Source organism: Xenorhabdus sp. XBWT (assembly GCF_059072735.1).
The window spans coordinates 1,412,811-1,426,755 of the sequence record NZ_CM180990.1 but is presented as its reverse complement, the minus strand read 5'-3'; the positions used below and the strand labels follow the sequence as shown (position 1 = coordinate 1,426,755).

At 40.7% G+C, this 13,945-nt stretch carries 14 protein-coding genes, 2 tRNA genes and 2 pseudogenes; 3 read left to right on the top strand and 15 right to left on the bottom strand.

Annotation, left to right across the window (positions count from 1 at the left end; all coding sequences use genetic code 11):
• Positions 1-15 precede the first annotated feature (15 nt).
• The 3 genes from modF (at position 16) to gpmA (ending at position 3,548) form a co-directional block, all read left to right on the top strand.
• Positions 16-1,500 (top strand): molybdate ABC transporter ATP-binding protein ModF, encoded by a 1,485-nt coding sequence (gene modF / locus AC5JQI_RS06415; protein ID WP_493914096.1) that lies wholly within the window; start codon positions 16-18, stop codon positions 1,498-1,500.
• A gap of 226 nt (positions 1,501-1,726) precedes the next feature.
• The gene (locus tag AC5JQI_RS06410; protein WP_493914095.1) at positions 1,727-2,554 is read left to right on the top strand and encodes a CPBP family intramembrane glutamic endopeptidase; all 828 of its coding nucleotides are present in this window, start codon (positions 1,727-1,729) and stop codon (positions 2,552-2,554) included.
• Between the two features lie 241 nt (positions 2,555-2,795).
• Complete coding sequence (gpmA, locus tag AC5JQI_RS06405; protein ID WP_493914094.1) at positions 2,796-3,548, top strand: 2,3-diphosphoglycerate-dependent phosphoglycerate mutase; 753 nt, start codon at positions 2,796-2,798, stop codon at positions 3,546-3,548.
• Between the two features lie 76 nt (positions 3,549-3,624).
• Here gpmA and AC5JQI_RS06400 read toward each other — a convergent pair.
• The 15 genes and pseudogenes from AC5JQI_RS06400 to cydX all read right to left on the bottom strand — a co-directional run.
• Positions 3,625-3,924, bottom strand: a pseudogene (locus tag AC5JQI_RS06400) (IS3 family transposase); the annotation flags it as partial.
• 4 nt (positions 3,925-3,928) lie between these two features.
• Positions 3,929-4,213 (bottom strand): transposase, encoded by a 285-nt coding sequence (locus AC5JQI_RS06395; protein ID WP_493914093.1) that lies wholly within the window; start codon positions 4,211-4,213, stop codon positions 3,929-3,931.
• A gap of 86 nt (positions 4,214-4,299) precedes the next feature.
• Entirely contained in the window at positions 4,300-5,352 is a 1,053-nt protein-coding gene (gene aroG, locus AC5JQI_RS06390; protein ID WP_493914092.1) for a 3-deoxy-7-phosphoheptulonate synthase AroG, read from the bottom strand.
• Positions 5,353-5,565: 213 nt separating this feature from the next.
• On the bottom strand, positions 5,566-6,291 hold the full coding sequence (pnuC, locus tag AC5JQI_RS06385) for a nicotinamide riboside transporter PnuC (protein WP_493914091.1): 726 nt from the start codon (positions 6,289-6,291) through the stop codon (positions 5,566-5,568).
• 497 nt (positions 6,292-6,788) lie between these two features.
• Positions 6,789-6,864: transfer RNA gene (locus AC5JQI_RS06380), tRNA-Lys, on the bottom strand.
• Between the two features lie 32 nt (positions 6,865-6,896).
• Positions 6,897-6,972: transfer RNA gene (locus AC5JQI_RS06375), tRNA-Lys, on the bottom strand.
• 156 nt (positions 6,973-7,128) lie between these two features.
• Positions 7,129-7,899 carry a cell division protein CpoB gene (gene cpoB / locus AC5JQI_RS06370; RefSeq protein ID WP_493914090.1) on the bottom strand — a complete coding sequence of 257 codons (771 nt, stop codon included), beginning with the start codon at positions 7,897-7,899 and terminating at the stop codon, positions 7,129-7,131.
• Positions 7,900-7,908: 9 nt separating this feature from the next.
• Positions 7,909-8,412, bottom strand: a complete 504-nt coding sequence (gene pal / locus AC5JQI_RS06365) for a peptidoglycan-associated lipoprotein Pal (protein ID WP_323855833.1) — start codon at positions 8,410-8,412, stop codon at positions 7,909-7,911.
• A 42-nt stretch (positions 8,413-8,454) separates the two neighbouring features.
• Positions 8,455-9,741 (bottom strand): Tol-Pal system beta propeller repeat protein TolB, encoded by a 1,287-nt coding sequence (gene tolB, locus AC5JQI_RS06360; protein WP_493914630.1) that lies wholly within the window; start codon positions 9,739-9,741, stop codon positions 8,455-8,457.
• 189 nt (positions 9,742-9,930) lie between these two features.
• Positions 9,931-11,010, bottom strand: coding sequence for a cell envelope integrity protein TolA (gene tolA / locus AC5JQI_RS06355; RefSeq protein WP_493914089.1), 1,080 nt, complete (start codon positions 11,008-11,010; stop codon positions 9,931-9,933).
• A 35-nt stretch (positions 11,011-11,045) separates the two neighbouring features.
• Positions 11,046-11,477 (bottom strand): colicin uptake protein TolR, encoded by a 432-nt coding sequence (tolR, locus tag AC5JQI_RS06350; protein ID WP_323855835.1) that lies wholly within the window; start codon positions 11,475-11,477, stop codon positions 11,046-11,048.
• A gap of 24 nt (positions 11,478-11,501) precedes the next feature.
• Positions 11,502-12,191, bottom strand: a complete 690-nt coding sequence (gene tolQ, locus AC5JQI_RS06345; RefSeq protein WP_237387518.1) for a Tol-Pal system protein TolQ — start codon at positions 12,189-12,191, stop codon at positions 11,502-11,504.
• Positions 12,191-12,592: a tol-pal system-associated acyl-CoA thioesterase gene (ybgC, locus tag AC5JQI_RS06340; RefSeq protein WP_237387517.1), complete on the bottom strand. Its 402-nt coding sequence runs from the start codon at positions 12,590-12,592 to the stop codon at positions 12,191-12,193. Before ybgC ends, tolQ begins: the two co-directional genes overlap by 1 nt.
• Positions 12,593-13,539: 947 nt before the next feature.
• Positions 13,540-13,827 (bottom strand): annotated as a pseudogene (ybgE, locus tag AC5JQI_RS06335) (cyd operon protein YbgE).
• A complete protein-coding gene (gene cydX / locus AC5JQI_RS06330; protein WP_010848294.1) occupies positions 13,827-13,943 on the bottom strand; it encodes a cytochrome bd-I oxidase subunit CydX in 117 nt (38 codons plus the stop codon). Before cydX ends, ybgE begins: the two are co-directional and overlap by 1 nt.
• Positions 13,944-13,945 lie beyond the last annotated feature (2 nt).

Below are 13,945 nucleotides of genomic sequence, written 5' to 3'. Positions count from 1 at the left end.
AAATAAGGAAGAGAAATGTCTGAGTTGCAAATAACACAAGGTAGTTTCCGTTTAAGTGACACCCGTACCCTGCGGCTACCGTCACTAACAATTATTTCCGGGGAAAGTTGGGCTTTTATTGGTGCAAATGGCAGTGGAAAATCTTCGTTGGCCCGTGCTCTGTCGAATGAATTAATCCAGCTGGCAGGCGAACATCATTGTTCATTTCATACACCAGTGCGTCTCTCTTTTGAACAATTACAAAAACTGATCGATGAAGAGTGGCAACGCAATAATACAGATTTACTCAGTGAAGATGAGGAAGATACCGGGCGTACTGCCGCAGACATCATTCAGCTCCATCATAAAGATAATGAACTATGCCTTGAATTATCAGAGTATTTTGGCATCAAGGATTTACTCTCACGACGGTTTAAATATCTCTCCACTGGAGAAAATCGTAAGGTTTTGCTTTGTCAGGCATTAATGGTAAATCCCGATTTTCTTATCCTTGATGAGCCTTTTGATGGGCTGGATGCTTATGCACAAAATCAACTTGCTCAGTTATTGGGAGCACTGGCAGTAAAAGGCATTACTTTAGCTTTGATTTTAAACCGATTTCATGAAATCCCTGATTTTGTCAAGAAAATCGGTGTACTGGCCGATTGTCACCTGACGATGGCCGGAGAAAAAGCAAATATTCTGGCAGAATCTCTCGTGGCGCAATTGGCACATAGTGAAAAATTGCATAACATTCATCTTCCCGAAAAAGATGAGTATTGTGCTGATGAGCAACTACTTGCTGATCAGCCATTGGTATCAATGCATAATATCGTCGTTCAGTATAATGAAAAACCAATTCTGCATGGTCTGAACTGGCAAGTGAATCCTCATGAGCACTGGCAAATCACGGGCGAGAATGGTGCCGGTAAATCAACGCTTCTCAGCCTTATTACAGGCGATCATCCCCAAGGTTACAGCAATAATTTAATACTTTTCGGCAAGCAACGGGGGAGTGGTGAAACTATTTGGGACATTAAACGCCATATTGGTTATGTCAGTAACAATATTCACCTAGAATATCGTGTCAATACCAGCGTCCGAAACGTCATTCTTTCAGGTTTCTTTGATTCAATAGGGCTTTATCAGGCCGTTTCGGATCGACAAAATCAATTGGCTGATGAATGGCTAAGGTTATTAGGGTTATCTGAAGAAACTGCCACCAGCCCACTCCATAGCTTATCATGGGGGCAACAGAGACTTGTTTTAATTTCCCGTGCTTTAGTGAAACATCCCACCTTACTGATTCTGGATGAACCATTGCAGGGACTCGACTCTCTCAACCGTCAGCTAGTCCTGCGTTTTATTGATATCATGATTTCCAATGGCGAAACGCAACTTTTGTTTGTTTCCCATCATGAGGAAGACTCTCCAGAGTGCATTACTCATCGCCTGAGATTTATTCCTGACAATAATATTTATCGGTATGAAACTGGTACAGTTTCTTCAAAATCATTGTAATTATTTTCCTATTTAATTTTCTGCTGTGATTCCTCTCTTTGATAGAGGGGAGTCCAGTGTGATTTCTCTTTTTTCATGACTACTTATTTTCATGGCCATCTATAAATATAAAGCGCTACTTTCTTGATATTTTTTACGTTTTTTTTTGAATATTTTACCTATTATTATACAATACCTCCCTGTTTTTAGGTTATTTAATTGTTTTTTAAAGATAACAGGGAATTATATGGCTTGGGCACTACTTGCCGTTTCATTGGCATTTTTGGATAGTCGCAAGAAAATTGCTTTTCTCATTGCACTCTTTTCTATCATTGCCGGAATCAGCACTAACATACTTACCTACCCCGCAATAATCACGTTAAGCGTGATTACGGCTTTGGGGGCTGCACATGTTTACTACAAAAATCATTTTGGCCTTAGAACTATTACAGAGTTATTATTACTCATCTCTGGTATTTTACTGTTTCTACATTACCTTCCGGGTTTCCATAATCTGAAATATCTGGATAAGATACAGGCAGGCTCACTCAGCGCACCTTTTACAATGTATCTCAACTTTGACAAGGCATTGTTGCCATTGATCTTATTATGCTGCATACCTACTTTGTTTACCCGGAAGCCTGTAGTTAATGCACCTCCCCACGGCTGGGCGCTATTAATCGCAGCCATTCCCGCATTACTGTGGCTTGCAACGAAATTAGGCGGATTAGCTGTTGAGCTTCACTTCCCCAATTGGCTTCCTGCTTTCATCTTCGCTAATATTTTCTTTGTCTCTTTGGCAGAAGAAGCGCTATTCCGCGGTTACATTCAGCAAAAGCTGAGCCAGTGGATGAACCCTTACTTCGCCCTTATCATGACTTCTTTGCTTTTCGGGATTGCTCATTTTTCAGGTGGCAGCCTGATGGTAATTTTCGCTACATTAGCAGGGCTAATTTATGGTATAGCATGGATGTGGAGTGGTCGTTTATGGGTGGCGGTTGCTTTCCATTTTTCACTCAATCTGATGCATCTACTGTTTTTCACCTATCCAATAAAATCAGTAATTATGAACTAAATTGAGTTCAGCTGATCTGAACTGTTGTCCATCCTCTGAGGTACAGTTCAGATCAGAAACTGTTGAATGCTTCCTCCCATTTTTCCCCAGCCACAAAGTATGTACTTGATGCAACTGTCACCAAACATGATTTAAAACAGAAGTTACGAGACTATTGTTTGCCGTTTCGGTCTATCGCGCCATATAATGCCCGCAGCGACCATTTCATTTCGTATTAAAAGTACTGATAGGAGTTTAAGCTATGGCTGTAACCAAACTGGTTCTTGTAAGACACGGAGAGAGCGAGTGGAACAAAGAGAACCGTTTTACTGGCTGGACTGATGTTGAACTGTCTGACAAAGGCCGCTCTGAAGCACAACAAGCGGGTCAATTGCTGAAACAGGAAGGTTTCTCTTTTGATTTCGCCTATACTTCCGTTTTAAAACGTGCTATTCACACTCTGTGGAACATTCTGGATCAAGTCGATCAGCAATGGCTGCCTGTCGAAAAAAGCTGGAAACTGAATGAACGTCACTACGGCGCGTTGCAAGGTCTGGATAAAGCAGAAACTGCCGCTAAATACGGTGATGATCAAGTTAAATTGTGGCGCCGTGGCTTTGCCATCACTCCCCCTGATTTGGTCAAAGATGATGAACGTTACCCGGGGCATGATCCTCGCTATGCAAATCTGAAACAAGAAGAACTCCCTGCAACAGAAAGTCTTGCAACCACAATTGAGCGCGTTGTTCCTTATTGGGAAGAAATTATCAAACCCCGTGTAGAGAAAGGTGAAAAAGTTATCATCGCCGCTCACGGTAACTCTCTGCGCGCACTGGTGAAATATCTGGATAACATGGGCGAAGATGAAATTCTGGAGCTGAATATCCCAACTGCTGTGCCACTGGTTTATGAGTTTGATGAAAATATGAAACCTATCAAACACTATTATCTGGGCAATGCCGATGAGATTGCTGCAAAAGCGGCGGCGGTAGCAAACCAAGGTAAGGCCAAGTAATCCTTAAGGATCACAGCAAAGTAATACTACAAAGCCGGAAATAATTGAACTGACCCCAAAAAGTTGGACATTTTAGTTAAGCGGCATGTAAGGCCTGATTTCGATATTCTATCGGAGTTAGGCCTTTTAATTTCACCTTAATCCGTTTTGTATTGTAATATTCGATGTATTCTTCTATCTTTTCAATCAGTTCATCAGCATCTTTAAAGTACTGTCGGTGATACATTTCTGTTTTGAGTAAGGCAAAAAAGTTTTCGGCCATCGCATTATCCAAACAGTTCCCTTTCCTCGACATACTTTGCTTAATATCTTTATCAGCAAGTTGTTTTTGATAAGCCCTATGTCGATATTGCCAACCTTGATCACTGTGAATGAGTGGCTTAGCGTGAGCATCTACCCGGGGTCGTTAAATTGAGAACTGCGCTAGTGTGAGTGAGAGACCAATCATTTGTCCACATTAATTTCAAAGCATGGAGTTTTGTTGTAGCACAAAGAGAGTGAGGCGTTGGCAAAAAAGCGTTATCACCATGAATGGCAACAACTTGAGACCAGTATCGAATTTGTCGAGAAGAGATTGAATATTCCGCTGATAGCTTATCCGATGCGTTACCTGCTAGACATCGTTTAGCAATCATGATTTTTAGTTCACGACTATATTTAGACATAAAAAACCCCCAGTCATTGGTTGTCCAACTATTGGGGGTCACTTCAAACCCCGGCTTTTTTATTTTTATTCATTTATTGCAAAAGATTAGCTTCTACGATTCTTGATAGCCTGAGACAATTGGCGAAGTAACGTTTCCGTATCTTCCCAACCAATACAAGCATCTGTCACACTTTGGCCGTACACCAAAGGTTCCCCACTCTCCAGACTCTGGTTTCCTTCAACCAGATGGCTTTCAACCATAACCCCAATAATCGCATATTCACCGCCAGAAATCTGAGCACAAACATCTGCTCCAACATCCATTTGTCTTTTGAACTGCTTCGAGCTGTTTGCATGACTGAAATCAATCATCACGCTAGGTGCCAGCCCTGTTTTCTCCAGCCCTTCTTTAACAGCACTGACATGTTCAGCACTGTAGTTCGGCTCTTTACCACCACGCAGAATAATATGGCAGTCTCGGTTGCCTGTTGTATTAACAATGGCAGAATGACCCCATTTTGTGACAGACAGGAAACAGTGTGGTGAGCTGGCTGAGTTAATGGCATCAATAGCGACTTTAATCGTACCATCTGTGCCATTTTTGAAACCAACCGGACAAGAAAGCCCGGAGGCTAATTCACGATGAACCTGAGATTCCGTTGTACGTGCACCTATCGCTCCCCAGCTCATGAGATCAGCCAAATACTGGGGAGTAATCATATCTAAGAATTCGCCCGCCGTTGGCAGCCCCATATTATTAATTTCGAGCAATAACTTACGGGCGGTACGTAACCCATCATTGATGTTAAAACTACAATCCATATTTGGATCATTAATCAATCCTTTCCAACCTATGGTTGTACGGGGTTTTTCAAAATAAACCCGCATAACAATTTCCAAATCGGTTTTCAATTCTTCACGTAATTTATTCAAGCGTCCCGCATATTCCAATGCTGCTTGAGGATCATGAATTGAACATGGACCAATTACTACCAATAGACGATCATCTTCACCAATTAAAATATTATGAATAGATTCACGTGCCTTGTGAACCGTAACAGCACTATTTTCTGTCGCAGGAAATTTTTCGAGTAATGCAACTGGTGGTAGTAATTCTGTTATTTTTCTTATCCTTATATCGTCATTCTGGTAGTTCATTGCCCTTCACCTAATGTGTTTACAGTTATTTGAAATAATTTTGTGATCTCAATCTAACTGTTAGGCGTAGTGCTGTAAATAATCTTTGTGAGTAAAAAGAAGGGTTATTTTTATAAAAAATACTGTTCAACGTAAAAGTTATGTTAATTCAGATATATAAATTATGACAGGCCACCAGCATATTGATTGATTATCTCTGGCCTGTCATCAGTTTTAATTTACACTTTCTTCCGGTGGTTGTTCGTCATGTTGAGCTGCCTTGATCCATAAACGTGCACCATTTAATGCAATACCCATCAGAATAATATATTGCAATGACATCGCCAGAACACCTTGGTGATAATAGATAGCTACGCTGATAACATTAATAATGACCCATATCAGCCAGTTTTCTACATGCTTACGGGTCATCAATATCATTGCCACTACCGATAATACTGTTATCACCGAATCCCAGAATGGGAAAGCATCAGGCTCCAATTTAGGCATGACAATATTAAAGCCCATGGCCTGTAAAGCGAGTACCACAACTTTTGCCATATAACCAAAAATTTGATCAATATTGAAAGTTATTACCAATATGGCAAGTATGGATACTATTGCAACAATGATCATCTGTTTGGGACTAAGCCACCGAATTTTAAGTTCTACTTGTTTTTGGTCATCCATTCGGCTCCAAGCATACCAACCATAAATGTTAGCAGCGAAGAAAAAAATTTGTAGGATGAGGCTTGCGTAGAGTTGAATTTGGAAGAAGATTATGGCGAATAATGAGACATTAATTAATCCAAATAGATAATTGATGGTTTTTTCCTGACTAGCGAGCCAAATACATAATAAACCTGCTATCGTACCTGTCGCTTCAATATATGAAAGGTCATAACCACCCGCTCCTAATGAAATATGTACTAATCTGTTAGTGATATCGAAAAAATCCATGCTTTCTTATCCTTACCATAAATTAATGTTTAGTGTATTTACACCATAAAGGTAGAATTGCGAGACAAATTGGCTATTCAATCTTTTTATGTTTCATATACTAAACAAGATAACGGATCTATTAGTAAAGTTCAATGACTCCCAATCCTTGAAATAGACTATACTTTTTACGTATTCACATCAAACTGTTAATAATATCGACACATAATGTATGTAATATAATTTATTGCCATACCCTATCTAAAATTTTCACCCAAAAAAGTTAATTAAATGATGATGCAGAATAAGATAAACCATTTTCTTGCATTTGTTAGCTCTTGAATTCACGAAACGAACAAGAAATATTTACTAATGTATTTACTAGTGGAAACTGAGTTTTATGAACGGACAGAAGATTCTCGCTCGGCTCGAACCTGCGACTAATTGATTAATTGTCAACTGTTCTATCGATTGAGCTAACGATTTATCTGAGGATAAGCTTGGTTTGGAAATTTAGATGGTGGGTCGTGCAGGATTCGAACCTGCGACCAATTGATTAAAAGTCAACTGCTCTACCGACTGAGCTAACGACCCATCTGAGGATAAGCTTGGTTTGGAAATTTATATGGTGGGTCGTGCAGGATTCGAACCTGCGACCAATTGATTAAAAGTCAACTGCTCTACCGACTGAGCTAACGACCCATCTAAATCTGTTTGGCAGTTATCCCTGCCAACGGCGGCTTATATTACTGATTTTTCAGAACAGCGCAATATTTATTTTAGAAAATCAATTCACATGACTACTAATCACCCAATTATCCCCAAAGAGACCGATATATGACCTTTTGGGGATAATTATTACATCCCAGAAATCTTTTTCTCGGCCATTTTTGCCGCATTAGTACCAGGGTATTGCTTAACTACTTGTTGATAAACCGCTTTCGCTTTACCCTTTTGTCCCTTTTCCTGCATAATCAAACCAACTTTATACAGGGAATCACTGCTTTTTTGTGACTTAGGATAGTCTTTCACAACAGTCGCAAAGTAATAAGCTGCATCGTCTTTTTTACCTTTGTTGTAATTCAACTGCCCTAACCAATAATTAGCATTCGATAAATATTTGGACTTAGGATAGGCTTTGACAAAATTTTGAAATGCTGCAATCGCCTTATCATATTCTTTGGTATTAATTGCCAAAGAAACGGCTGCATCATAATCACCCTTTTCACTTCCCGTACTTGACGACGCAGCAGATTGTTTATTTCCGGTCGGTGTCGAAGGAGTAGCATCTTTATTTTCTAAACTTTCCGCAGCTGATGGATTAATAATTTTATCCAATTGCAGATAAATATCCTTCTGACGTTCAATGATCTGATTTAACTGATATTGATTTTCCTGAATTTGACCACGTAGCGTATCGATATCACGTTGAGAGTCAGAAAGTTGTTGCTGGAGTTGGGTTAATAACTGGCTGTGAGCGTCAGAAATACGCTCTAATTGGGAAAGGCGCTCATCGGTGGAGCCTGAGCCGACATTACTGATTGGCGCTCGGGCGGTAGCGGCCCAAGGAGCCGCTACGCCAACCAATAACGACAGACCCAATACATAACGTCTGAAGTTACTGTTCATGCATTACTCTTAGTATACGATTACAGCGCGACGGTTTTTCGCGTATGCTGCTTCGTCATGGCCAAGTACAGCTGGTTTTTCTTTACCGTAAGAAACGATAGCGAGCTGGTCAGCAGAAACACCTTTGCCTTGCAGATACATTTTCACTGCATTTGCACGACGTTCACCCAGCGCGATATTGTACTCTGGGGTACCGCGTTCGTCAGCATGACCTTCAATAGTCACTTTAACAGATGGATTAGTGCGCAGGAATGCAGCGTGTGCATCCAGAATCTGAGCGAATTCGCTGTTGATATCATACTTGTCGAAACCGAAGTATACGATATTGTTGTTTTGCAGCTCTTGCATTTGCTGACGTGCTAATTCTTCAGCAGACAAACCTGCTTTAGATGAATTATCAACAGTGCCTACATTAGACTGATCATTGTTACCAGTTTTATTAGCACTACACGCAGCTAAGGCCATGATTGGTAAAGCTAACATCAGCCCTTTTAGCACTTTATTCAGTTGCATCTCTTTGATCCTTTTATAGTTTGCCATACATATTATTATGCATCACAGATACGGCGACCAGGCAGGGAATTTTACCTGTCCATCAGTAGCCGGAAGACGCGCTTTGAAACGCCCATCAGTCGAAACTAGCTGCAATACAGTTCCCCACCCTTGAGTGGAGCTATAAATCACCATAGTGCCATTAGGTGCGATACTCGGCGTTTCATCTAGAAACGTATCTGTCAAAATTTGGACAGATCCCGTTGCCAGATCCTGTTTGGCGATGTGCTGACTGCCGCTTGCCGAGCTAACCATCACGATAAAACTGCCGTCAGGGCTAACATCTGCATCTTGGTTCTGTGGTCCTTCCCAAGTTAGGCGTTGTGGAGCACCGCCATTAATATCGATCTTATACAGCTGGGGGCGACCACCCTGATCTGAGGTGTAGACCAGTGTTTGGCTATCCGGCATCCAGCTTGGTTCAGTATTGTTACTGCGACCATCAGTTAATTGACGGATTTGACCAGAAGCTAAATCCATCAGATAAAGGTTCAAACTGCCTGTTTTAGATAGAGCAAAGGCCAATTTAGTTCCATCCGGGGAAAATGCAGGTGCACCATTGTGACGAGGAAACGATGCCACTTCACGTTTTGCCCCCGTAGCCAGTGTCTGAATAACCAAAGCGGAACGACCACCTTCAAATGTCACGTAGGCCAGTTTGGAAGCATCTGGTGACCATGCTGGTGACATCAATGGTTCAGGTGAACGATGCACAGTAAACTGGTTATAACCGTCATAGTCAGAAACACGCAACTCATATGGGAATTTCGCGCCACTGGTATTTTTAACTATGTAAGCTATACGGGTACGAAACGCCCCTTTAATTCCTGTCTGTTTCTCAAAAATCTGATCACTCGCTGTGTGCGCTGCAAAACGCAGCCATTTTTTCTCTATTGAGAATTGATCCTGTGCCAACACCGTTCCTGGTGCACCAGCAGTATCAACCAGCTGGTAAGAAACAAGAAATTTCCCATCTGCACTCGGTTGAATGTGCCCAACAACCACTGAATCGATTCCAAGCGCAGACCACGCCGCAGGCGTTACTTCTGACGCGGTAGTTGGTTGTTGTGGCATACGGGTTGAATCAATAGGATTGAATTTTCCACTGTTTCTTAAATCCGCAGCAATAATTGAACCTATATTCTCAGGAGCCTCACCCACTCCAGTCCATTTAAATGGGACAACCCCAATAGGACGAGCAGAATCAACACCTTGTGTAATTTCAATACGAACTTCTGCATGAGCAAGTGCTGCCCACATCATCAAAAAGCTCAGTACGACTTTAAACATCTGATTAAAAGTTTGCTTCATCATCTCTCCCTTATTGCGATCGCTTATATGCCCGCAATAATCCGCGGATTCTAACAAACGCTAACAAACAAAACTAGATACCTAAATAAAATCTAATAATTTTGTTTGTTCATATAAATTATTCTAAGATTTACCTAGAAAATAAAACTTCTGTACCAAACAATTACCTTACTGAGGTTTAAAGTCTAGTGTGAAATCCTTAAAATGCTCATAAATGTCTTTGCTTGGTGGGCGTGGCATTTTCTTGGTTAAATTAGCTGCTGTAAGCGCAGCACGACACAATGCTGGATCACCGACTCCTGTTTTGATATCAATCAGCAATCCATCTGATGCCAGTTTTATCTTTAATTCACAGGTACGGCCAATATACAGGTCTGGGTCGCGAAAATTCTGCTGGATTGCAGACTGAATCTGCCCTTTGTAATTATTGATATCCGAGTCGGAAGGACCGCTTTTCTTACCGCCGCCTTTGCCTGCCGCAGTCGCCCCACCCGGTTTAGGTGCATTGGACGTCAACCCACCTAACAAATCATCAATTGCTTGAGCCTGTTTCGCATCTTCTGCCTTAGCTTTGGCCTTAGCCTTCATTTCTGCTTCCGCTTTAGCCTTAGCTTCCGCGGCTGACTTGGCCTTAGCTTCAGTTTCTGCTTTAGTTTTTGCCTCAGCAGCCGCTTTACGTTTTTCAGCTTCTTCGGCCTCTTTCTTCGCCTGAGCTTCCGCTTTCTGTCGAGCTTCAGTTTGCTCTTTTAAAATTCTTTCTTTTTCTGCCAGCGCTTTTGCAGCCGCTTCTTCCGCCTGTCTTTGCTCTTCACGTGCTTTAGCAGCGGCATTAGCAGCCTGTTCCTGATCTTCGCGCGCTTTAGTGGCGGCAGCATCAGCCTGTTTTTTCTGGGTTTCAGCCACTTGTTGAGCTTTAATTCGCTCTTCTTCAGCCACTTTCAGACGTTCTTGTTCTTCAGCCTGCTTTGCCCTCAATTCAGCAGCCTGCTGTTCAGCTTTCTTCTTTCGCTGTTGTTCAGCTAACTTTGCATTGGCCTGCTGTTGTTGCTGCTGATTATATTGCTGAACAACCGCATTCGGATCGACCATAACAGCATCAATGACTGTACCATCTTGTCCACCGCCTCCCATTTCCGTTTTTTGCACCAACGAACCCCAAATCAGAAACCCGATCAGGACAATGTGCAATATTACCGAAATGATAATGGCGCGATTCAACTTATTGTTTTGCTCGCTTGTCTTTTCCACACTCGACATCCAGAAACTTTAAGTGACAGCTGCTGTCAGGCTCCGATAGGCTGGGTCATTAAACCCACCGATTTTACACCCGCCTGACGAAGCATATTCAGCGCCTTGATAATTTCATCATAAGGAACTTCTTTAGAACCACCAATCAAGAAAACCGTTTTCGGATTGGATTCTATTAAAGTTTGAACTTCGGCGACGATTTGTTGTTCAGGTAACAACTCCAAACGTTCCTGATTAACAACCATGCTATATTTTCCTACCCCAGAAACTTCCACAATAACGGGTGGATTATCAGTGCTGGAAACTGTTTTTGAATCCACCGAATCAGGTAAATCGACTTCTACGCTTTGTGTGATAATCGGTGCGGTTGCCATAAAGATCAGCAACAACACTAGCAACACGTCCAGCAAGGGGACGATATTGATCTCGGATTTTAGCTCACGTCTGCGACTACGAGTGCGCGCCATTCGCTGATTTCCCCTTACGATTTATTACGACTTATTAGTATTGGAAGCAAAAGCCTGACGATGCAGAATGGCTAAGAATTCTTCCATAAAGTTATCGTAAATTTGTTCCAGTTTGTTGACGCGCTGATTCAGACGGTTATAAGCCATCACCGCTGGAATCGCCGCAAATAAACCAATCGCTGTTGCAATTAGGGCTTCTGCAATACCGGGAGCAACCATTTGCAAAGTGGCCTGTTTAACAGCCCCCAGAGCAATAAAAGCATGCATTATCCCCCAAACCGTGCCAAACAGACCAATATAAGGGCTAATGGAACCAACCGTTCCTAAAAACGGAATGTGATTTTCCAATGTTTCCAGCTCACGATTCAGTGAGATGCGCATAGTACGGGAAGTTCCTGTAATAACTGCTTCTGGAGCATGGCTATTTGCTTGATGCAAACGCGAAAATTCTTTAAAACCAGAATGAAAAATCTGTTCAGTGCCACTTAAAGACTCACGACGAGACTGACTTTCTTTATAAAGACGAGATAATTCTATACCCGACCAAAATTTATCTTCAAATGCTTCCGCCTCACGGCTTGCAGCATTAAGGATCTTTGTTCGTTGAATAATGATTGCCCAAGAAACGATAGAAAAACCGATCAAAATCAGCATGATCAGCTGAACTAAGAAACCTGCCTTAAGAAATAAATCAAGGATATTCATGTCAGTCACTACTTAAACTCCGCGACAATAGACTTTGGAAGCGCAATAGGCTTCATTTGAGATGAATTCACACAGACAACCAGACATTCTGCATTACTGATAACTAGACCCTTGCAATCAACAATTCGTTGAATAAATGTCAGAGAAGCGCCACGGATACTCGTAATTTCGCTTTCAACAACCAGCTGATCATCCAATTTCGCTGGTTTCCGGTAGTCAATAGTCATACGGCTGACAACAAAACCAACTTGCTTATCCAGCATGTACTGTTGGTTGTAGCCTTTTTCACGCAGCATCTCTGTACGGGCTCTTTCATAGAAGAACAAATATTGTGCATGATAGACCACACCACTAGCATCTGTGTCTTCGTAGTAAACACGGATAGGCCAACGGAATAACATCTTACTCATATAATCCTAATTCGGCGAATTGACGCTGTCACTATACTCAAGACAATAGCGCTTTGGAATGACTTGTCAGTAAAAGAAGTTAAAAAAATTATAGGCCAACGATCCATAAACTTAGAACCAAAATAGATGACCTTCAAACAATTTGTACAATAATCAACCTAATCATAAAAATTACTAGTCAGCTCAGAAGACGATTCCTTCTAGTCAAAAACAGAATTCCATCATCGCTGAGTTCGATTAAAATAATATAATGTCTTTTTATTCAAAATGTTGTAAATGGTAACTATCTATACAAATGCACATTTTACACAAAAAGATAATACACTAAAACTAGTATTAATTTAAATAATTACTTTAATATACTAAATTTTAAAGCATAACTCTATTATTTATAGATAAAATTGAAATAATAAATTCCAAACCACTTGGCAAGGAAAATATTCCCAGAAAAATTAACCAAAATGAAAAGTTAACAAATAATCAGTTGAAATACATTATTTATTACAAATGAAAAAACTAATGAAATTTACTTTTCTGTTATTTATTTTTATTAATCATCCAAATCATAGTTTTTCAAACTACAACTATGTCAGCTACACTCATTTACCTCAGCCACTGTATTTATAAACTATATACGATTAGCTATATTTCTGGGAGCTTTCTCACAAAGCACAAGCACTGCATATGGAAATTCCAGAAGGAATAATCTTCTGCTGGGCCGAGTAGTCTCTAGCGCACATATGAGGTAAACTGTAATTGAGAAAACTAATTTCAATGTATTTCAACCTACAAATATTCCATATCTTATATGATTGAGTGTTCTGCTGAAAGTCTGTGAATAAAACTATTGGAGGCACTGTTTTAATAAGTGCCCTTTAAAAGATTAGCATGAGTATCAATTCCACCCTTTTATTGGGAAATCAGGATAAATATTGATATTTCATTATCTATTTAAAAAAATGATATAAACCCAAAAGAAGAATTAAAAATTTGGGTAACGGGTGAAAAAACAGGTGCTATATAATACACTTAGGGTGAAATCCGATACCAAAAGTAACACCAGAACAAACCGCCCAAATTAATAAAATCCCCTGCCATATTTGTAATGAGCTGGTGTTGGCCGCAAAACGTGCCGGAGTCCAAAACACACATGAAGCAAGCACTAAAGCTATAATGAGGATAAAGGCCCTCAATGGGCCCTTATCCATAAGTTGGTGACATTTATCAGCCAACATTATTTTTCGTCACTCTCAGTCGCTTTTTTTGATTCGCTATGCTCAAGTGCCAATGCTGCAATAATCGCAAAACTACAAGCCAAGAGCGTTCCAAGAATCCAAGCAAAATACCACATGC